The organism is Enterovirga sp. CN4-39 (assembly GCF_049446235.1).
Lineage (GTDB): Bacteria > Pseudomonadota > Alphaproteobacteria > Rhizobiales > Beijerinckiaceae > Enterovirga.
Map to the genome: position 1 here is coordinate 272,197 of NZ_JBMSEF010000001.1, position 18,761 is coordinate 290,957.

An 18,761-nucleotide genomic window follows, 5' to 3' on the forward strand; every position below is an offset into this window, starting at 1 on the left:
GGCGATGAAGAGGCTTCTGCCGGGGATGCTGGTCGGGGCGGTCATGGCGGCGATGCCCGTTCAGGCGCTCGACCTCATGAAGGGCCGGACAGATCTTCCGGAACTGGCCCTGGGCGACGAGGACGGGAACGATTTTGCGCTTCCCGTGCGCGACATCGAGATGGAGGGCGGGAAATCCTACCGCCTGAAGATCACTGCCAAGGGCCAGAAGGAATACAAGTTCCTCGCGCCCGACTTCCTCCGGAACATCTGGATCAATCAGGTCGTCATCAACCGCCTGGAGGTGCACATGGCCGGCGCCCCCTACGCCTTCGAGTTCGACGACCAGGGAACCATTGCCGTGGACTTCGTCGCGGTCCGGCCGGGCGAGTACCGCTGGTGGATCCAGGGCCTGGAAGGCCGCGGCATGACCGGCAAGCTGGTTATCAAGTAGGACTGCGGCGATGAGGCGTCTTCTTGTGCCCCTTGCGATGATGCTGGGATCCGGCCTCGCGCAGGCCGATGACCAGAGCGAGTGCGTCGCGGGCATCGCGATGCTTCAGGCCGAGGTGCCTAAGGCAACGGGCGCGGTCCGGACCAAGGTCGAGCGCGAATTGCGGGTCGCCCAGCGCGAGCAGGGCGAGGGCGAGTTCGACGAATGCATGGACGCGATCCGGGCTGCGCGCGCGGCACTCGGGAAGTGACCGGGGTTCCGGCTCTTCTCGTCCGTAACCTCGGTCATCGCTTCGGGAGCCGGGCCGCCCTCTCGGAAGTGTCGCTCACGGTGCCGGAGGGGGGCTTCGTCGCACTGCTGGGCCCGAACGGGGCGGGGAAGACGACGCTCTTTTCCGTCGCGACTGGCCTCTACGCAAATCAGAGCGGCGCCGTGTCCGTCTTCGGTCACGACATCCGGACCTCGCCCGCGGGGGCGCTCGCGCTCACGGGCGTCGTCTTCCAGGCCCGCACGCTCGACGGCGACCTGACCATTCGCCAGAACCTCGTCTACCACGCGGCCCTGCACGGGATCCGCGGCCGGGCCGCGATGCCGCGCATCATCGAACTCCTCGGCCGCGTGGGCATGCGCGAGCGCCTGGACGAGAGGGTCAGAACGCTGTCGGGCGGGCAGGCCCGCCGGGTCGAGATCGCCCGCGCCCTCGTGCACGCCCCGCGGCTGCTCCTCCTGGACGAGCCGACGGTCGGGCTCGACCTCGCCTCCCGCTCCGACGTCGTGCACATCGTCCGCGACCTCGTCGTGGACGAGAGGCTCTCGGTTCTGTGGGCGACGCATATCTTCGACGAGGTCCATCCCGGCGACGAGGTCGTCGTCCTCCATGCCGGGAGGGTGATCGCGACCGGGCTAGCGGCCGACCTCGCGCGGCCTGGTGGCTCCCTTGAAGCCTCGTTCCGGCAGATGACTGCCGTTCCACTGAGGGCGGCATGAGCGCCGTCGCGCTGCGGAGCCGGGTGGACGGTGCGGGCTATCTCGTCTGCTTCGTTGGGATCGTGCGTCGGGAGCTCCTGCGGTTCCTCAACCAGACGGGACGCTTCTTCTCTGCACTCGTGCGGCCGCTGGTGTGGCTGTTCATCTTCGCCGCCGGATTCCGGAGCGTGCTCGGCCTCTCCATCACGCCGCCCTACGAGACCTACGTGCTCTACGAGGTCTATGTCGTGCCCGGGCTCGCGGCCATGATCCAGCTCTTCGCCGGCATGCAATCCTCCCTGTCCATGGTCTATGACCGTGAGGTCGGGTCGATGCGGCTGCTTCTGACGAGCCCCTTCCCACGCTGGTCGCTTCTGCTGGCGAAGCTCGCGGCCGGCGTCGTCGTCTCGCTCGTCCAGGTCTACGTGTTCATCGCGATCGCGCAGCTCTGGGGCACGGACCTGCCGCCCCTGGGCCTTCTTACGGCCCTGCCGGCCTTCATCCTGGTCGGGCTGATGCTCGGCGCTATGGGGCTCTTCCTCTCCTCGCTCGTGCGGCAGCTCGAGAACTTCGCCAGCGTGATGAACTTCGTCATCTTCCCGCTGTTCTTCGCGTCCTCCGCGCTCTACCCCCTGTGGCGGATCCGGGAAGCGAGCGAGATCCTCTACCGCATCTGCCTCGCCAATCCCTTCAACCATGCGGTCGAACTGATCCGCTTCGCACTCTACATGCGGCTCGAGCCGGTGGCGCTCGCCGTCGTAGCCGGAACGACCGCGCTCTTCTTTCTGCTCGCGGTCGCGGCTTACGATCCCGGTCGCGGCGTGATGGGTCGGCGCGGCGGCGGCCCGCAGGAGGCGCCGACATGAGGCCCTACATCCTCGCGGTTTGCTCCATCCTGGTCGCGCCGGCGGCCGCATGGGCGCAGCCGAAGCCGGATCCCGACTGGCCCTGCGTGCAGCGCCGCGTGGCGACGATCGCGCCGGCCGCAATCTGGTCGGGACCCGACCTGGAGAAGGCAGGCGCATGGGGAAGTGACCCTCCCGTTGCAGCGCTCGCCCAACGGCTGGCGTCGCGGCGCACGACGCTGGAGGAGGCGGACACGTTGCTGGAAGGCTTCGCGAGGGAAGCGGGCCCTGACCGGAAGGAAAAACTGACCCGGCTCTTCTCCGGGATCCTCGCGCTCACCAACGCGGAGAGGAGCCGGGTGCTCGAGGGGATCACCCGCTATGCGCGTGGCCAGGAGCGCTTGGCAGAACGGATCCGGGATGAGGCTGACCGGATCAGCGCAGCGAAGGATTCGCCACAGGCGGAGGCGCCCAAGGACATTGCCGCACTCGAGACGAGCTTCGCCTGGGACAAGCGCATCTTCGAGGAGCGCAGCCAGGCCCTCAACTATGTCTGTGAAGTTCCGACGCTCATCGAGGAGCGACTGGGTGAGATCGCGCGGCGGATAGAGGCGCGATTGTGAAGCTTAATGGCAGACTATTCTAAGCTAATCATAATGTCATAATCGGTTTCTTCGGTATATATCTGTTGTATGTAGCTCAATCGGCGGCATCATGCGTCTGGCGAGGGCGAAACGCCCTCGTGGCGGGGCGGGCACGATGCGGGGCATGTGGTTTGCGCTGTCGGCGGGTGTCGCCAGCCTCTCGGCCGCGGAGGCCATAGCTCAGAGCGCGACAGCGCTTCCGGAGATCGAGGTAATCGCGACGACGCCCGTCGCGAGTTCGGGTTCGACGCGCGGCATCGCGCGCGACATGATTCCGGGCACCGTCGAAACCGTCACGGCCCGTGAGTTCGAGCGGCAGCGTTCATTCAACCTCCTGAATACGCTGCAGGCCCGCACGCCGGGGGTGAGCCTCAACGACGTCCAGGGCAGCGAGCAGTTCCAGGACCTGCGCTATCGCGGCTTCGCAGCCTCGCCGCTGCCCGGCACGCCCCAGGGGATTGCCGTCTACCAGAACGGCGTGCGCATCAACGAGGCGTTCGGCGACAGCGTGAACTGGGACTTCATCCCGCCTGTCGCGATCAACCGCCTCGACCTCTTCAGCAGCAACCCCATCTTCGGTCTCAACGCTCTCGGCGGCGCCGTGAACATCGAGATGAAGAACGGCTTCACCTGGCAGGGCTTCGAGACACAGATCCAGGGGGGCTCCTTCGGCCGGTTCGGCGGCTCGATGCAATACGGGGCGGCCATCGGCGATTGGGGCCTCTACATCGCGGGTGACGGAATGCGCAACGACGGGTGGCGCTTCCAATCGCCATCCGAGATCAAGCGCTTCTACGGCGATCTCGGCTATCGGGCGGAGTCCTCCGAGTTCCACCTGATCGGCGCTGGCGCCTGGAACTCGTTCGGCGTGATCGGGCCGACACCCGTCGATCTTCTGCGCCTCAACGAGCGCTCGATCTACACGTGGCCGCAAACGACGCGGCACGAGATGAGTCTCGTCGCCCTCAACGGCCGCGTGGATGTAAGCCCCACCTGGACGATCCAGGGCACGGCCTATGTCCGGACATTCGACCAGCGGCACGTCGACGGAAACGACGCCGAGTTCGAACGGTGCAGCAACCAGTCCTCGTTCGGCGGCCGCCTTTGCCTGGAGGACGACGGCTTCGGCGTCCCGCCAGGCGGAAGGACGCGCGCCTTTCGAGACCAGTTCGCAGTGGTGGGCCCGAACGGTGCAAGCCTTCCCTTCACGCCCGGCGCCACCTACGGCACCGTCGATCGGACACGAACCTCGGCGACCAGCTATGGCGGCTCGCTCCAGGCGACAAGCACGGAGACGCTGCTCGGCCACAAGAACACCTTCATCCTTGGCGGGAGCATCGACGGCGCGGATTACAGCTTCCGCTCCGGAAGCGAACTGGGCGTCATCTATCCAAACCTGTTCGTCGGCCCCAGCGCTGCCGTTCCGGGCACCGGGACCGGCCCGATCCGGTCCTTCGGTAACATCGGCTATGCGCCGGTCGACCTCCGCGGCACCAACACCTATTTCGGCCTTTTCGCGACCGACACGTTCGAGGTGACGGATCGGCTTGCCGCGACCTTCGCCGTCCGGCTGAACTCGATCCAGATCGATACGCGCGACGCGAGCGGCGTCGCGCCGGAATTGAACGCGAAGAACAGCTTCACGCGTGCCAATCCGGCCTTCGGGCTGACCTACAAGCTCACGCCGGAGGTCTCCGTCTATGGTGGGTATGCGGAAGCGAACCGCGCTCCGACCCCGCTCGAGCTGAATTGCGCCGACCGCAATCGGCCCTGTCTCCTGGAGAACGCGCTCGTCGCCGACCCACCCCTCCAGCAGGTGGTGTCGCGCACCTTCGAGGCAGGCCTGCGCTCGACGGTGACGGACTTCCATGGCGGAACGCTCCGCTTCAAGGCTGGAGCATTCCGCACCGCCGTCGAGGACGACATCATCGCACTCGCGAGCGTCATCCAGGGGCGCGGCTTCTATGCAAATGTCCCGTCGACCCTCCGGCAGGGAGCAGAGCTGTCGGCGGAATATGCCGGCGAGCAATGGCAGCTCTACGCCAATTACAGCTTCATCGACGCGACCTTCCGGTTCACCGGCGCGATTGCCTCTCCGAACAACCCGGCCGCCGACGATGACGGCAATATCCTCGTGCGGCCCGGCCACCACATTCCGCTGATCCCACGCCACCAGGTCAAGGCCGGGTTGGAATACGCGTTCACGCCAGCGTGGCGGTTCGGGATCGAACTCGCCGCCTTCTCGAGCCAGCGCTTCGCGGGGGATGAGGCGAACCTCGCCCGCGTTCTCCCGGCCTATTGGTTCGCGAACCTCCGCACCACCTATCAGGTCACGCCGAACATCCAGGTCTTCGGCGTGGTGAACAACCTGTTCGACCGCCGCTACGCGAGCTACGGCACCTTCTTCGAGAGAAGCGCGATCCCGAACGCGGCCGGTGTTGTCTTCAACGACCCGCGGACCATCACGCTCGCCCAGCCTCTCTCAGTGTATGGGGGCGTGAAGATCACCTGGTGAGCGGCGGGGAGGCCCGGCGGGGCAGGGCGCTCCCCATGTCGGTGCGCCGGAGTCCTTCCTTCACGCCCGCACGGTCTTCCCATCTTCCAGGATCATGGCGGCGGCTTTTTCGGCGATCATGATGGTGGGGGAGTTGGTGTTGCCGGAGGTGATGCGGGGCATGGCGGAGGCGTCGGCGACGCGCAGTCCGCCGACCCCGCGCACGCGCAGGCGCTCGTCGAGGACCGCCATCGGGTTGTTGTCGGGGCCCATGGCGGCCGAGCCGGCCGGGTGGAAGATGGTGGTGCCGAGGCGGCCGGCCGCGACCAGCATGTCCTCGTCGCTCGCGACCCCCGGGCCCGGCAGGTGCTCGACCGGGCTGTAGCGGGCGAGCGCGGGCTGGCTCACGATTCTGCGGGCGAGCTTGAGCGAATCGACGGCGACCCGGCGGTCCTCGTCCGTGGTCAGGTAGTTCGGCTGGATCAGAGGCTTGCCGTCCGGGCCGCGATGCACGCTGCCGCGGCTCGAGGGTCGCAGGTTGCAGACGCTCGCCGTGAAGGCCCCGAACGGGTGCAGGCCCTCGCCCCACTTGTCGAGCGAGAGCGGCTGGAAGTGGAATTCCAGGTTCGCGGTCGCGTAGTCCGGCGAGGATTTCGCAAAGGCGCCGACCTGGGAGGGCGCCATGGTCAGCGGCCCTGTGCGGAGGAGGGCGTATTCGACCCCCATCCAGGCGCGGCGGAGGAGGTTGGCATAGTCGGTGTTGAGCGAGCGCACGCCCGTGACCTTGTAGACCGGGCGGATCTGGAGGTGGTCCTGCAGATTCTCGCCGACCCCGGGCAGGTGCCGGACGGTGTCGATGCCGTGGCCCGACAGCCGCTCGCCATCGCCGATGCCGGAGGCCTCGAGCAGGACCGGCGAGCCCACCGCGCCGGCCGAGAGCACCACCTCGCCGGCCACCGCGGCCCGGTATTGCTCGCCGCCGCGCGAGAAGATCACGGCGCTGGCGCGGCCCTCCGTGAACTCGACCCGGTCCACATGCACGCCGGTCTCGAGGCGGAGGTTGGGCCGGTTCAGGACGGGCTTGAGGAAGCCCCGGAACGCGCTCCAGCGCCGGCCCCGCCTCTGGTTCACCTGGAAATAGGACGAGCCCTCGTTGTCGCCGGTGTTGAAGTCCGGGATCTTGGGGATGCCGGCTTCGGCGGCGGCCTCCCGGATCGCGTCCAGGATGTCCCAGCGCAGGCGCGGGTGCTCGACGCGCCACTCGCCGCCCGACCGGTGGAACTCGTTCGGCGGCGCGATGTGGTCCTCGTGCTTGAGGAAGAAGGGCAGGACGTCGTCCCAGCCCCAGCCGGCGAGCCCGAGCTGGCGCCAGCCGTCGTAATCGGCCGCCTGGCCGCGCATGTAGATCATGGCGTTGATGGCGGAGGAGCCGCCGACCACCTTGCCGCGCGGATAGGCGATGGTGCGCCCGCCGAGCCCCGCCTCCGGGGCGGTGGCGAACATCCAGTCGGCGCGCGGATTGCCGATGGCGAACAGGTAGCCGACCGGGATGTGGAACCAGACCCAGTTGTCCCGCCCGCCGGCCTCCAGCACCAGCACTCGGTTCCGCCCATCCGCCGAGAGCCGGTTGGCCAGCACGCACCCCGCCGAGCCCGCCCCGACGATCACGTAGTCGTATGTGCCAAATTCCTGCATGAAAGACCCATATCCGAGTTGAACGGCCAAGGGCGAGGGATCCCGTCTCCGTCCGCTCGAAAATCGGGGGCGCTCGCGGAATGCCGCCGGACAGGTTAGCTAGCCGCCGTCACTCCCAAAGGCGGCGCGAACATGAGCTACACTATAGATTTGTCCGGTCGGACGGCCCTCGTGACCGGGGCCTCGAGCGGCCTTGGCCGGCACTTCGCGACGGTGCTCGCACAGGCTGGCGCACAGGTCGTTCTGGCGGCTCGGCGGATCGATGCTCTTTCCTCCCTCCAGACCGAGATTCGCGACGCAGGCGGGTCGGCGGAGCTTGTCGGACTGGATGTGACCGATCCGAGGGCCGTGGCGACAGCCGTTGCCGAGGCTCAACGGATCGGGGCCGGGCAACTCGACATCGTTGTGAACAATGCCGGCGTCGCCCTGACAAAGCCCTTCCTGGAACTAACGCCGGAAGACTGGGACGGCGTCCTCGACACGAATCTCCGCGGCGCCTTCCTGGTCGGTCAGGCTGCGGCACGCCAGATGAAGGAAAGCGGCCGCGGCGGGTCGATCATCAACATCGCCTCCATCCTGGGGCTCAGGGTCGCCGGCCAGGTCTCGGCCTATGCCACGTCCAAGGCCGCGCTCGTGCAGCTTACGCGTGCGATGGCGCTTGAGCTCGCCCGTTACGGGATTCGCGTGAATGCCCTCTGCCCGGGCTACGTGGAGACCGATCTGAACCGCGATTTCTTTGCCACCGACGTGGGCAAGGACCTGATCCGCCGCGTGCCCCAGCGCCGACTCGGCCAGATGTCGGACCTCGACGGCGCTCTGCTTCTGCTCGCGGGCGATGCCGGGCGATCGATCACGGGTGCTGACATCCCTGTCGATGGCGGCCACCTGGTCTCGTCCCTCTGACGAACGAGCCGCATTCAAGCAGCGTCCACAGGAGCCGGCGCAGCCGACTGCAAAGTTCCACCGGAATTTGCTGGTTCCGCTTGACAACCAGGGCCGCCGCCACCTAAACGGCGGGCCTCCCCGGTTGGGGACCAGCTACCCCGCGCGGGCGTAGCTCAGTTGGTTAGAGTGCCGGCCTGTCACGCCGGAGGTCGCGGGTTCGAGCCCCGTCGCCCGCGCCACCTTCAAACTACGCAGCTTATTCGCCAGCGAGGCGAAAGCGGAATGCTGCGGCTTCCCTCCCTCCAGGATACAGATCGTCGAACCGGGCTGGGGTCTCGCCCCGCCAGGCGCGTCGCGAGGCAAGGGCAGATTCTCGCGCGCGCAGGTCAGCGAAGACGGGAGCGCCTCATAATCGGGATTGACGGCCGTTGGCCGACAATCTCGTACGCGCAGCGCAATGCCGCGGGAATTCCTGCAGTGTCGAGCAAAGTGATTTTGGCGGGCTTGTAGGCTTCGGTGATGATCCGGGGTGGCTCGAAGCCGGCCTGGAGCGCGTCGTTGATGACGTGAAGTCCTCCAGGCCTACACCTTAGCGGCGCTCTGCAGCGGCGACGTCACGCCGCCCGGGTCCGAACATTGGCATCGGCGAAGGCCGGCGGGAGCGAGCCGCGGACACGCTTGACGATCTCAGCCTGATCGGCGCCGCTCTCGATCGCAACCTCTACCGAGGCGCTGCCGGCCGCCATTCCGGTGCTGTAGCTGATGATGACGCCTTCCCGAACCAGTCCGTTCAACGCGACGTTCAGTTCCCCCCAGCCGGCGGGGGCTTTCGGCTTGCGACTCATTGCTGCTCTCTCAGTAAGGTCAAAGACAACTCAAGACACGAAAACGCCCGCTCGAGACTGAACTCGGCGGGCGTGTCCTCCAACTTTGCAGCGCCGGACAATCTGCCGGGACGGGCAAAGGTGGGCGGAGGGCTGCTCAAGCTTTTCGCGAGCGTCGGCCCGAACCGCAAGACCTCATATGGTCTGAAAGCGCGGATGTTCAAGACCAGACGAATCTGCCGCGGCTCACGGCTCCCGGCCAGCGCCGTCTTTGGGACCTCTTTGCCCTGTTCCGCATTGTTTGATTCCGGCCACGCCGCGGTGATGCGCCCCGAGTGCCTTCGCCATGCCGACCTTCAGCAAGCACTTCGTCCAATTCTCGAACTTCGTGGCGCATGCCAGCGGAAAGCAGCTGACCTTCGCCCTCGCAGTTTTCCTCACAGCGGTCTGGGGCGTTACCGGCCCCTTGTTCCACTACTCGGATGCCTGGCAGCTGGTGATCAACACCGGCACGACGATCGTCACGTTCCTGATGGTGTTCCTCATCCAGAACACCCAGAATCGGGACGGCGCCGCCATCCAGACCAAGCTCGACGAGCTCATCCGGGCGAGCGCGGCTCAGAACGTCTACATCGGCATCGAGCATCTTACCGACGAGGAGCTGGATGAGCTGCGCGCCAAGTGCGAGGCGAGGGCGCGCTCTGAGCGCTCAGGCGACGAGGCGGCGCGTAGGGCGCAGGAGAAGGCAGCGGCGGCTGCGGACCGCGCCGCAGGGATTGGCTGACCGGCCCCGCCGGGCCAAGTTTCGAAACAAGCCGGAAACACGCTTGTGCGTCGCAGCGACGGCTTGTCACTTTAGAACCGCTGCGATAATCGAGCCGCACGCTTTGCGGACGGTCCGGCTCGCGGCCATATCTGCCTCAAAGACAAGCAACCCAACGCGTTCCGGCCCCTGACCTGTCCGCGTTCGCAGGTGGCGAATGAACGCAGTCGTATCGGACTACCTACCTCTCATCATCTTCATCGGCGTCTCGGTGGTGATCGCGGCAGCGCTTCTCGTTGCCCCGTTCCTGCTGGCCTACAAGAGTCCGGATCCGGAGAAGCTCTCGGCCTACGAGTGCGGCTTCAACGCGTTTGACGACGCCCGGATGAAGTTCGACATCCGGTTCTATCTCGTCGCCATCCTGTTCATCATTTTCGATCTCGAAGTGGCGTTCCTCTTCCCCTGGGCCATCACCTTCGGCGACCTCGGCTGGTACGGCTTCTGGTCGATGATGATTTTCCTGGCCATCCTCACGATCGGCTTCATCTACGAGTGGAAGAAGGGAGCGCTGGAATGGGACTGACCGCCTCCCAGACCGCGATTGCACCGGCACCGCGTGGCATCATCGATCCTTCAACGGGGCAGCCGGTTGGGGCGCGCGATCCGTTCTTCCGCGAGGTCAACGCCGAGCTCGCCGACAAGGGCTTCGTGGTCACGACCGCCGAGGATCTGATCACCTGGGCGCGAACCGGGTCCCTCATGTGGATGACCTTCGGGCTCGCGTGCTGCGCGGTCGAGATGATGCAGATGTCGATGCCGCGCTACGACGCCGAGCGCTTCGGCTTCGCGCCGCGTGCCACGCCGCGCCAGTCCGACGTGATCATCGTGGCAGGCACCCTGACGAACAAGATGGCCCCGGCCTTCCGCAAGGTCTATGACCAGATGCCGGAGCCGCGCTACGTCATCTCCATGGGGTCGTGCGCCAATGGCGGCGGCTACTACCATTACTCGTATGCGGTGGTGCGCGGCTGCGATCGCGTCGTGCCGGTCGACATCTACGTGCCGGGTTGCCCCCCGACCGCGGAGGCGCTGCTTTACGGAGTGCTGCTACTCCAGCGGAAGATCCGCCGCGTCGGAACAATCGAGCGCTGAGAATGGCAATGGATCTCGCCCAGCTCGGGCAGCACATCGCCAGCCGACTTGGTTCGGTGGTGACTGGCCACGCGGTCGCCTATGGCGACCTCACGATCGGGGTGGAGCGCTCCGCCATTGTGGAGGCGGTCACCTTTCTGCGTGACGATCCCGAGTGCCGGTTCATCTGCTTCATCGATATCTGCGGGGTGGACTACCCGGCGCGCGAGCGGCGATTCGATGTCGTCTATCACCTGCTCTCACCGGTCCTGAACCAGCGGATTCGGATCAAGCTCGAGACGGACGAGGTCTCGCCCGTCCCCTCGATCATCAGCGTCTTCCCGGCTGCCGACTGGTTCGAGCGGGAGACCTACGACCTCTACGGCATCCTATTCACCGGGCATCCGGATCTGCGTCGCATCCTCACCGACTACGGTTTCGAGGGCCACCCGCTGCGCAAGGACTTCCCGATGACGGGGTTCGTCGAGGTACGCTACGACGATACCGAGCGTCGGGTCGTCTACGAACCCGTGAAGCTGCAGCAGGAGTTCCGCAGCTTCGATTTCCTCTCGCCGTGGGAGGGGACGGATTACGTCCTGCCCGGCGACGAGAAGGCGAAGGCTGTCTGACATGGCTCTCGAGGATCACGGCCTCGCGGCTCAGCGCGACGAGCTGCTCGATACCCGGCCTCATGCCGAGGCCTCCAACGCGGTCCGCGAATCCGGGACCCTGCTGCCGTCTGCGGGGCGCGAGCACGAGATCCGCAACTTCTCGATCAATTTCGGCCCGCAGCATCCGGCCGCCCACGGCGTGCTGCGCCTGGTGCTGGAGCTCGACGGCGAGATCGTCGAGCGGGTGGATCCGCATATCGGCCTGCTCCACCGCGGCACCGAGAAGCTGATCGAGTACAAGACCTACCTGCAGGCGACGCCCTATTTCGACCGGCTCGACTATGTCGCGCCGATGAACCAGGAGCACGCCTTCTGCCTCGCCATCGAGAGGCTGGTCGGGCTCGAGGTGCCGAAGCGCGGGCAGTTGGTCCGGGTGCTCTACTCCGAGATCGGCCGCATCCTTTCGCACCTCCTGAACGTCACGACCCAGGCGATGGATGTCGGCGCCCTCACGCCGCCGCTTTGGGGCTTCGAGGAGCGCGAGAAGCTGATGGTGTTCTATGAGCGTGCCTCCGGCTCGCGCATGCACGCCAACTACTTCCGCCCGGGCGGGGTGCATCAGGATCTGCCGCCCGAGCTGATCGACGACATCTGGGCGTGGTGCGACCCCTTCCTGAAGGTCTGCGACGACCTCGACGCGCTCTTCATCGGCAACCGCATCTTCAAGCAGCGCAACGTCGATATCGGCGTGGTCTCGCTCGAGGATTGCTGGCGCCTCGGCTTCTCGGGCGTGATGGTCCGCGGCTCCGGCGCGAAATGGGACCTGCGCAAGGCGCAACCCTACGAGTGCTACGAGGAGGTGGAGTTCGACATCCCGGTCGGCACGAGCGGCGACAACTACGATCGTCAGGTGATCCGGATGCTCGAGATGCGGGAATCCGTCCGCATCATGAAGCAGTGCCTGCACAAACTCCGCTCTCCCGAAGGTGCGGGCCCCGTAACGTCCCTCGACGGCAAGGTCGCCCCGCCGAAGCGCGGTGAGATGAAGCGTTCGATGGAAGCGCTCATCCACCACTTCAAGCTGTATACGGAAGGCTTCCACGTCCCGGCCGGCGAAGTCTACGCCGCCGTGGAAGCGCCGAAGGGCGAGTTCGGCGTCTATCTGGTCGCCGATGGGACCAATAAGCCGTATCGGTGCCATATCCGGGCACCGGGCTTCGCTCATCTCCAAGCCATGGACTTCATGTGCCGCGGTCACATGCTCGCCGACGTGTCCGCCGTGCTCGGTTCCCTCGATATCGTGTTCGGCGAGGTTGATCGCTGATGGCCGTCCGTCGTCTCGCCCCTGTCGAGGTCCAGCCCGCCTCCTTCGCCTTCACGGAGGAGAACGAACGCTGGCTCGATCAGCAGATCGCCAAGTATCCGGACGGCCGGCAGGCCTCCGCGGTCATTCCCGCGCTCTGGCAGGCCCAGAAGCAGCATGACGGCTGGCTGCCTCAGAAGGCCATCGAGGCCGTTGCCGCGCGCCTCGGAATGCCGCTGATCCGGGTGATGGAGGTCGCGACCTTCTACACCATGTTCAACCTGGAGCCGGTGGGCCGCTACTTCATCCAGCTCTGCGGCACCGTACCCTGCCATGTGAAGGGGGCGCTCGACCTGAAGCAGGTGCTGCTCGACCGTGTTGGCGACCAGCATCATGTCACGGAGGACGGCTACTTCTCCTGGCTGGAGGTCGAGTGCCTTGGCGCGTGCTGCAACGCTCCGATGGTGCAGATCAACGACGACTACTACGAGGATCTGACGCCGGACCTCCTGATCAAGCTTCTCGACGACCTTAAGGCGGGGCGAGAGGTGAAGCCGGGTCCGCAGAACGGCCGGCGGGCATCCGAGCCTCAGGACGACGTGAAGACGCTGACTGACCCTTCGCTCTATGATGGGTCGCTGGTCGGAAGCTGGCGCGAGAGATTCAAGGACGAGTTGTCAGGCGCGCCGACTGTGGCCACGACCGGCGAGCATCAGGCAGCGACGGCGACCGGCCCTGGCGACCCGAAGGCGGCGAAGCCCGATGCTGGGCGTCCGATCGAGCGCCCCGTTGCCGATACCCCCGCAACGCGGGCTGCCGCGGGCGAAGCCCCCGTGAAGCAGGCCGACCAAGCCGCGGCTGGGCGGACCGACACCACGGGTGCCGTTCACCCCGGCCCCGAGACCTCGACGCGGCCCCAGCAGAGCGACAAGTCCTACACGGCGGTTCCATCGAAGCCGGGCGAGGGGAAGGTCGCGGCCGACGCAGAGGGCACGACGCCGTTTGCCGGCACGCCGCAATCCGAAACCGCCGACCGCCGGGATGGATCGGAGACCAAGCCTGTCGGCGCGAGCCCGGACGTTTCTCCGGGCGTGGCGCCGAAGGAGTGAGCTGACAGATGGCGCTCGCCGACAAAGACCGCATCTTCACGAACCTGTACGGCTTCCATTCGCCGGGGCTCGAAGCCGCGCGCCGTCGTGGTGCGTGGGATGGGACGAAGTTCTTCCTCGACAAGGGGATCGACTGGATCATCGAGGAGATGAAGTCCTCGGGCCTTCGCGGCCGCGGTGGCGCGGGCTTCCCGACTGGCCTCAAGTGGTCGTTCATGCCGAAGCAGTCGGACGGGCGGCCGCATTACCTCGTCGTGAATGCCGACGAGTCGGAGCCCGGCACCTGCAAGGACCGGGAGATCATGCGGCACGACCCGCACCTCCTGATCGAAGGCTGCATGATCGCGTCCTTCGCGATGCGGGCCCACGCCTGCTACATCTATCTCCGCGGTGAATACATCGCCGAGCGCCAGGCGCTGCAGCGCGCTGTCGACGAGGCCTATGCCGCGCGCCTGATCGGCAAGGACAACATTCACGGCTACCCCTTCGATCTCTACGTCCACCACGGGGCAGGGGCTTATATCTGCGGCGAGGAGACGGCGCTTCTCGAGAGCCTCGAAGGCAAGAAGGGGATGCCGCGGCTGAAGCCGCCGTTCCCGGCCAATATGGGCCTCTATGGCTGCCCGACCACCGTGAACAACGTCGAGTCGATTGCCGTCGCCGGCACGATCCTTCGCCGGGGCGGCGCCTGGTTTGCCGGCCTCGGCACCAAGAACAACACTGGAACCAAGCTCTTCTGCGTCTCGGGGCACGTGAACAAGCCCTGCAACGTGGAGGAGGAGATGGGCATCACCTTCCGGGAGCTCATCGACCGGCATTGCGGCGGGATGCGGGGTGGCTGGGACAACCTGCTCTGCTCGATCCCGGGCGGCTCCTCGGTTCCGCTCGTGCCGGCGGAACAGATCATCGACGCGCCGATGGATTTCGACACGCTGCGGAACTTGAAGTCGGGCCTCGGCACGGCAGCCGTGATCGTCCTCGACAAGTCGACCGACATCGTCCGCGCGATCGCCCGCATCTCGTACTTCTACAAGCACGAGAGCTGCGGCCAGTGCACGCCGTGCCGTGAGGGCACCGGCTGGATGTGGCGCGTCCTGTCGCGCATGGCCGAAGGCCGCGCGCAGAAGCGCGAGATCGACATGCTGCTGGAGGTCACGACCCAGGTCGAGGGCCATACGATCTGTGCGCTGGGCGATGCCGCAGCGTGGCCCATCCAGGGCCTGATCCGCCATTTCCGCGGCGAGATCGAGAAGCGCATCGACCTCTACTCGAACAACCCCCATTCCGAGCCCGTGCTCATGGCGGCGGAGTGACGGACGAATAAGATGGCCAAGATCGTCGTCGACGGCACCGAGGTTGAGGTTCCAGCGGAATTCACGCTGCTCCAGGCCTGCGAGGCGGCAGGCGCGGAGATCCCGCGCTTCTGCTTCCACGAGCGGCTGTCCATCGCGGGCAATTGCCGGATGTGCCTCGTCGAGCTGAAGGGAGCGCCTAAGCCGGTCGCGTCCTGTGCCTGGGGCGTGCGCGACTGTCGGCCCGGCCCGAACGGGGAGCCGCCGACCGTCCTCACCAAGTCGCCCATGGTGAAGAAGGCACGCGAGGGGGTGATGGAGTTCCTCCTCATCAACCACCCGCTCGATTGTCCGATCTGCGACCAGGGCGGCGAATGCGACCTCCAGGACCAGGCGATGGCCTACGGGGTCGACACCTCGCGCTTCCACGAGAACAAGCGCGCCGTGCACGACAAGTACATCGGCCCGCTGGTGAAGACCTCGATGAACCGCTGCATTCACTGCACGCGGTGCATCCGCTTCGTGGCGGAGGTCGCGGGCGTGCCGGATCTCGGCGCGACGGGCCGCGGCGAGGACATGGAGATCACGACCTATCTCGAGCACGCGATGGGCTCGGAGCTGCAGGCGAACGTGGCGGATCTCTGCCCGGTCGGTGCCCTCACGCATAAGCCGCAGGCTTTCAACGTGCGGCCGTGGGAACTGACCAAGACTCCGTCGGTCGACGTGATGGATGCCGTCGGCTCCAACATCCGCGTCGACGCGCGCGGCAAGGAGGTCATGCGCGTCCTTCCGCGGGTGAACGAGGATATCAACGAGGAGTGGATCTCGGACAAGACCCGCCAGCATGTCGACGGCCTGCGGCTTCAGCGTCTCGACCTCCCCTTCGTGCGGGAGAACGGGCGCCTGCGCCCTGCGTCCTGGAACGAGGCATTCGGGGCGATCGCGGCGAGGGTGAAGAGCGCTGACCCGAGCCGTATCGGTGCGATCGCGGGCGATCTCGCGGGCGTCGAGGAGATGTTCGCGCTGAAGCTCCTAATGGAGAGCCTCGGCTCGCGGAACATGGACTGCCGCCCGGACGGCTCGGTTCTATCGTCGGCCCATGGCCGCGCTTCGTACCTCTTCAACCCGGCCATCGCGGGCATTGACGATGCCGACGCGATCCTGATCGTCGGGTCGAACCCGCGGCTTGAGGCTTCGATCATCAACCAGCGTATTCGCAAGCGCTGGCGGACCTCGCGGCTCCCCATCGCCCTGATCGGCCCCAAGGTCGACCTCACCTACCCGTACGAGTACTTGGGCGCCGGGCCGGATACGCTCGTCGAGATCGTCGGGGGACGCCACAGCTTCAATGAGGCGCTGTCCAAGGCTGAGAAGCCGCTGATCATCGTCGGCGCGGGCGCGACTTCCCGCCAGGACGGCGCGGCGGTGCTCGCGGCTGTGGCCCAGCTCGCTTCCGCGCTTGGCGCCGTCAAGCCGGGCTGGAACGGCCTTGCGATCCTCCACACAGCCGCATCTCGCGTCGGGGCGCTCGACATCGGCTTCGTGCCAGGCGAGGGCGGCCTTACGGCTCCGGCCATGGCCGGTGGCGGCGTGGACGTGCTCTTCAACCTCGGGGCGGACGAGATCGACGTCGCCCCAGGTGCCTTCGTGGTCTACCAGGGGACGCATGGCGACCGCGGCGCCCATCGCGCTGACGTGATCCTGCCCGGAGCCGCCTACAGCGAGAAATCCGCGACCTTCGTGAACACGGAAGGCCGGGTTCAGATGACGAACAGGGCCGTATTCCCGCCGGGCGACGCCCGCGAGGACTGGGCGATCTTGCGTGCGCTCTCGGACGTACTCGGCAAGCGGCTGCCCTTCGACAGCCTCGCGGCGCTCCGCCGCGCGCTGTACACGGCCCACCCGCATCTCGGCCGGATCGAGGAGATCGCGCCGGCCGGGGACGCGAACGTGCTCTCGTCGCTCTCAGCGCTGGGCGGCTGGCCGGGCCACGAGCCGTTCGCGCCCGTGATCCGCGACTTCTACCTGACCAATCCCATCGCCCGCGCCTCGCGGGTCATGGCCGAGTGCTCGGCTCTGCTGGGTGCGCCGTCGGCGCTCCAGGCGGCCGAGTAGGATCGTTCCATGAGCGCCACCGACATCATTCTGACGGTCCTGCTGATTGCGCTGAAGAGCGTCGTCCTCCTGGTCGCGCTGCTCGTCTTCATCGCCTTCGCGCTCTATGCGGACCGCAAGGTCTGGGCCGCGGTCCAGCTCCGGCGCGGGCCGAACGTAGTCGGCCCATGGGGCCTCCTGCAGAGCTTCGCCGACCTGACCAAGTTCTTCTTCAAGGAGCCGGTGATTCCGGCTTCCGCGAACAAGGGCATCTTCCTGCTCGCGCCCTTCGTGTTCGCGACGATCTCGCTCGCGGCATGGGCGGTGATCCCGCTGAACGCCGGCTGGGCCATCGCCGACATCAATGTCGGCATCCTCTACCTGTTCGCGGTGTCCTCGCTCGGCGTCTACGGCGTCATCATGGGCGGCTGGGCCTCGAACTCGAAATATCCGTTCCTCGGCGCTCTCCGCTCCACGGCGCAGATGGTGTCCTACGAGGTCTCGATCGGCTTCGTGATCATCACCGTGCTCATGTGCGCCGGTTCGCTGAACCTCACGAAAATCGTCGAGGCGCAGGACAGCGCCTTCGGCATCTTCGGCTGGTACTGGCTCTGGCTCTTCCCGATGTTCGTGGTCTTCTTCATCTCGGCGATGGCCGAGACGAACCGGCCGCCCTTCGACCTGCCCGAGGCCGAATCCGAGCTCGTCGCCGGCTACATGGTCGAGTACTCGTCGACGCCGTTCCTCATGTTCATGCTCGGCGAGTATGTGGCGATCATGACCATGTGCGCGCTGGGCACGATCCTGTTCCTCGGCGGCTGGCTCTCGCCGATCCCCTTCGCGCCCTTCACCTGGATCCCGGGCGTGATCTGGTTCGTGCTGAAGGCGAGCTTCCTGTTCTTCATGATCGCGATGGTTAAGGCCTTCGTGCCGCGCTACCGCTATGACCAGCTCATGCGGCTCGGCTGGAAGGTCTTTCTTCCCCTGTCGCTGGTGATGGTGGTGCTCGTCGCGGGCGTCCTCAAGCTAACCGATCTGGCCCCCCGCGGCCCTGTCGTGCCCGAGCCGGTCGCGACGAGAGGAGTCGTGCAATGAACGTCGCCCAGGCGGCTACGTCGCTTCTCCTGAAGGAGTTCGTCGCGGCATTCGTGCTGTCGATGAAGTACTTCTTCAAGCCGAAGGCGACGATCAACTATCCCTTCGAGAAGAACTATTACTCGCCCCGCTTCCGCGGCGAGCACGCCTTGCGCCGCTACCCGAACGGCGAGGAGCGCTGCATCGCCTGCAAGCTCTGCGAGGCGATCTGCCCCGCACAGGCGATCACCATCGAGGCCGGCCCGCGCCGGAACGACGGCACGCGGCGCACCACCCGGTACGACATCGACATGGTGAAGTGCATCTATTGCGGCATGTGCCAGGAGGCCTGCCCGGTGGACGCTATCGTCGAGGGGCCGAACATGGAGTTCTCCGTCGAGACGCGCGAGGAGCTCCTCTACAACAAGCAGAAGCTTCTCGAGAACGGCGACCGGTGGGAGCGCGAGATCCAGCGCAATATCCGCATGGATGCGCCGTACCGCTAAGCCCTGAACGCATGCGACCCGCCGTTGTCCCATCCGGGGCACGGGCCTATAGACCTCCGGGACTCGACGGTCCCGCCTGAACCCGAAGAGGC

At 66.4% G+C, this 18,761-nt stretch carries 19 protein-coding genes and 1 tRNA gene; 18 read left to right on the forward strand and 2 right to left on the reverse strand.

Annotation, left to right across the window (positions count from 1 at the left end; all coding sequences use genetic code 11):
* The first annotated feature begins 4 nt into the window (after positions 1–4).
* From ACO2SS_RS01405 to ACO2SS_RS01430, 6 genes are all read left to right on the forward strand, one after another.
* Positions 5–433: a hypothetical protein gene (locus tag ACO2SS_RS01405; protein WP_423275764.1), complete on the forward strand. Its 429-nt coding sequence runs from the start codon at positions 5–7 to the stop codon at positions 431–433.
* A gap of 10 nt (positions 434–443) precedes the next feature.
* Complete coding sequence (locus ACO2SS_RS01410) at positions 444–683, forward strand: hypothetical protein (protein ID WP_423275765.1); 240 nt, start codon at positions 444–446, stop codon at positions 681–683.
* A complete protein-coding gene (locus ACO2SS_RS01415; protein ID WP_423275766.1) occupies positions 638–1,420 on the forward strand; it encodes an ABC transporter ATP-binding protein in 783 nt (260 codons plus the stop codon). Before ACO2SS_RS01410 ends, ACO2SS_RS01415 begins: the two co-directional genes overlap by 46 nt.
* Complete coding sequence (locus ACO2SS_RS01420; protein ID WP_423275767.1) at positions 1,417–2,265, forward strand: ABC transporter permease; 849 nt, start codon at positions 1,417–1,419, stop codon at positions 2,263–2,265. The genes ACO2SS_RS01415 and ACO2SS_RS01420 overlap by 4 nt, the downstream gene beginning before the upstream one ends.
* Positions 2,262–2,867 carry a hypothetical protein gene (locus tag ACO2SS_RS01425; protein WP_423275768.1) on the forward strand — a complete coding sequence of 202 codons (606 nt, stop codon included), beginning with the start codon at positions 2,262–2,264 and terminating at the stop codon, positions 2,865–2,867. Before ACO2SS_RS01420 ends, ACO2SS_RS01425 begins: the two co-directional genes overlap by 4 nt.
* 145 nt (positions 2,868–3,012) lie before the next feature.
* Positions 3,013–5,403 carry a TonB-dependent receptor gene (locus ACO2SS_RS01430; protein ID WP_423275769.1) on the forward strand — a complete coding sequence of 797 codons (2,391 nt, stop codon included), beginning with the start codon at positions 3,013–3,015 and terminating at the stop codon, positions 5,401–5,403.
* A gap of 60 nt (positions 5,404–5,463) precedes the next feature.
* On the opposite strand, the gene ACO2SS_RS01435 is transcribed toward ACO2SS_RS01430, so the two are convergent.
* A complete protein-coding gene (locus ACO2SS_RS01435) occupies positions 5,464–7,077 on the reverse strand; it encodes a GMC family oxidoreductase (protein WP_423275770.1) in 1,614 nt (537 codons plus the stop codon).
* Positions 7,078–7,209: 132 nt separating this feature from the next.
* Here ACO2SS_RS01435 and ACO2SS_RS01440 point away from each other — a divergent pair, with 132 nt between their 5' ends.
* The gene (locus ACO2SS_RS01440; RefSeq protein WP_423275771.1) at positions 7,210–7,980 is read left to right on the forward strand and encodes a glucose 1-dehydrogenase; all 771 of its coding nucleotides are present in this window, start codon (positions 7,210–7,212) and stop codon (positions 7,978–7,980) included.
* A gap of 144 nt (positions 7,981–8,124) precedes the next feature.
* Positions 8,125–8,201: transfer RNA gene (locus ACO2SS_RS01445), tRNA-Asp, on the forward strand.
* Between the two features lie 375 nt (positions 8,202–8,576).
* On the opposite strand, the gene ACO2SS_RS01450 is transcribed toward ACO2SS_RS01445, so the two are convergent.
* Positions 8,577–8,807: a hypothetical protein gene (locus ACO2SS_RS01450; RefSeq protein WP_423275772.1), complete on the reverse strand. Its 231-nt coding sequence runs from the start codon at positions 8,805–8,807 to the stop codon at positions 8,577–8,579.
* A gap of 325 nt (positions 8,808–9,132) precedes the next feature.
* On the opposite strand from ACO2SS_RS01450, the gene ACO2SS_RS01455 reads away from it, so the two are divergent.
* The 10 genes from ACO2SS_RS01455 to nuoI all read left to right on the forward strand — a co-directional run bounded on the left by ACO2SS_RS01455 (position 9,133) and on the right by nuoI (position 18,669).
* Positions 9,133–9,570 carry a low affinity iron permease family protein gene (locus ACO2SS_RS01455; protein WP_423275773.1) on the forward strand — a complete coding sequence of 146 codons (438 nt, stop codon included), beginning with the start codon at positions 9,133–9,135 and terminating at the stop codon, positions 9,568–9,570.
* 196 nt (positions 9,571–9,766) lie between these two features.
* The gene (locus tag ACO2SS_RS01460) at positions 9,767–10,132 is read left to right on the forward strand and encodes an NADH-quinone oxidoreductase subunit A (RefSeq protein WP_423275774.1); all 366 of its coding nucleotides are present in this window, start codon (positions 9,767–9,769) and stop codon (positions 10,130–10,132) included.
* On the forward strand, positions 10,123–10,701 hold the full coding sequence (locus tag ACO2SS_RS01465; RefSeq protein ID WP_423275775.1) for a NuoB/complex I 20 kDa subunit family protein: 579 nt from the start codon (positions 10,123–10,125) through the stop codon (positions 10,699–10,701). The genes ACO2SS_RS01460 and ACO2SS_RS01465 overlap by 10 nt, the downstream gene beginning before the upstream one ends.
* A 2-nt stretch (positions 10,702–10,703) precedes the next feature.
* Positions 10,704–11,309, forward strand: a complete 606-nt coding sequence (locus ACO2SS_RS01470; RefSeq protein WP_423275776.1) for an NADH-quinone oxidoreductase subunit C — start codon at positions 10,704–10,706, stop codon at positions 11,307–11,309.
* Between the two features lies 1 nt (position 11,310).
* Entirely contained in the window at positions 11,311–12,615 is a 1,305-nt protein-coding gene (locus ACO2SS_RS01475; protein WP_423275777.1) for an NADH-quinone oxidoreductase subunit D, read from the forward strand.
* Complete coding sequence (gene nuoE / locus ACO2SS_RS01480; RefSeq protein ID WP_423275778.1) at positions 12,615–13,703, forward strand: NADH-quinone oxidoreductase subunit NuoE; 1,089 nt, start codon at positions 12,615–12,617, stop codon at positions 13,701–13,703. The genes ACO2SS_RS01475 and nuoE overlap by 1 nt, the downstream gene beginning before the upstream one ends.
* Before the next feature lie 8 nt (positions 13,704–13,711).
* Complete coding sequence (nuoF, locus tag ACO2SS_RS01485; RefSeq protein ID WP_423275779.1) at positions 13,712–15,016, forward strand: NADH-quinone oxidoreductase subunit NuoF; 1,305 nt, start codon at positions 13,712–13,714, stop codon at positions 15,014–15,016.
* A gap of 12 nt (positions 15,017–15,028) precedes the next feature.
* Positions 15,029–17,110: an NADH-quinone oxidoreductase subunit NuoG gene (gene nuoG, locus ACO2SS_RS01490; RefSeq protein WP_423275780.1), complete on the forward strand. Its 2,082-nt coding sequence runs from the start codon at positions 15,029–15,031 to the stop codon at positions 17,108–17,110.
* 9 nt (positions 17,111–17,119) lie between these two features.
* Positions 17,120–18,184 carry an NADH-quinone oxidoreductase subunit NuoH gene (gene nuoH / locus ACO2SS_RS01495; protein ID WP_423275781.1) on the forward strand — a complete coding sequence of 355 codons (1,065 nt, stop codon included), beginning with the start codon at positions 17,120–17,122 and terminating at the stop codon, positions 18,182–18,184.
* Entirely contained in the window at positions 18,181–18,669 is a 489-nt protein-coding gene (gene nuoI / locus ACO2SS_RS01500) for an NADH-quinone oxidoreductase subunit NuoI (RefSeq protein ID WP_423275782.1), read from the forward strand. Before nuoH ends, nuoI begins: the two co-directional genes overlap by 4 nt.
* Positions 18,670–18,761 lie beyond the last annotated feature (92 nt).

Coding starts and splice junctions, on each gene's coding strand:
- ACO2SS_RS01405 (WP_423275764.1), top strand. CDS start 5: ATGAAGAGGCTTCTGCCGGGGATGCTGGTCGGGGCGGTCATGGCGGCG.
- ACO2SS_RS01410 (WP_423275765.1), top strand. CDS start 444: ATGAGGCGTCTTCTTGTGCCCCTTGCGATGATGCTGGGATCCGGCCTC.
- ACO2SS_RS01415 (WP_423275766.1), top strand. CDS start 638: ATGCATGGACGCGATCCGGGCTGCGCGCGCGGCACTCGGGAAGTGACC.
- ACO2SS_RS01420 (WP_423275767.1), top strand. CDS start 1,417: ATGAGCGCCGTCGCGCTGCGGAGCCGGGTGGACGGTGCGGGCTATCTC.
- ACO2SS_RS01425 (WP_423275768.1), top strand. CDS start 2,262: ATGAGGCCCTACATCCTCGCGGTTTGCTCCATCCTGGTCGCGCCGGCG.
- ACO2SS_RS01430 (WP_423275769.1), top strand. CDS start 3,013: ATGTGGTTTGCGCTGTCGGCGGGTGTCGCCAGCCTCTCGGCCGCGGAG.
- ACO2SS_RS01435 (WP_423275770.1), bottom strand. CDS start 7,077: ATGCAGGAATTTGGCACATACGACTACGTGATCGTCGGGGCGGGCTCG.
- ACO2SS_RS01440 (WP_423275771.1), top strand. CDS start 7,210: ATGAGCTACACTATAGATTTGTCCGGTCGGACGGCCCTCGTGACCGGG.
- ACO2SS_RS01450 (WP_423275772.1), bottom strand. CDS start 8,807: ATGAGTCGCAAGCCGAAAGCCCCCGCCGGCTGGGGGGAACTGAACGTC.
- ACO2SS_RS01455 (WP_423275773.1), top strand. CDS start 9,133: ATGCCGACCTTCAGCAAGCACTTCGTCCAATTCTCGAACTTCGTGGCG.
- ACO2SS_RS01460 (WP_423275774.1), top strand. CDS start 9,767: ATGAACGCAGTCGTATCGGACTACCTACCTCTCATCATCTTCATCGGC.
- ACO2SS_RS01465 (WP_423275775.1), top strand. CDS start 10,123: ATGGGACTGACCGCCTCCCAGACCGCGATTGCACCGGCACCGCGTGGC.
- ACO2SS_RS01470 (WP_423275776.1), top strand. CDS start 10,704: ATGGCAATGGATCTCGCCCAGCTCGGGCAGCACATCGCCAGCCGACTT.
- ACO2SS_RS01475 (WP_423275777.1), top strand. CDS start 11,311: ATGGCTCTCGAGGATCACGGCCTCGCGGCTCAGCGCGACGAGCTGCTC.
- nuoE (WP_423275778.1), top strand. CDS start 12,615: ATGGCCGTCCGTCGTCTCGCCCCTGTCGAGGTCCAGCCCGCCTCCTTC.
- nuoF (WP_423275779.1), top strand. CDS start 13,712: ATGGCGCTCGCCGACAAAGACCGCATCTTCACGAACCTGTACGGCTTC.
- nuoG (WP_423275780.1), top strand. CDS start 15,029: ATGGCCAAGATCGTCGTCGACGGCACCGAGGTTGAGGTTCCAGCGGAA.
- nuoH (WP_423275781.1), top strand. CDS start 17,120: ATGAGCGCCACCGACATCATTCTGACGGTCCTGCTGATTGCGCTGAAG.
- nuoI (WP_423275782.1), top strand. CDS start 18,181: ATGAACGTCGCCCAGGCGGCTACGTCGCTTCTCCTGAAGGAGTTCGTC.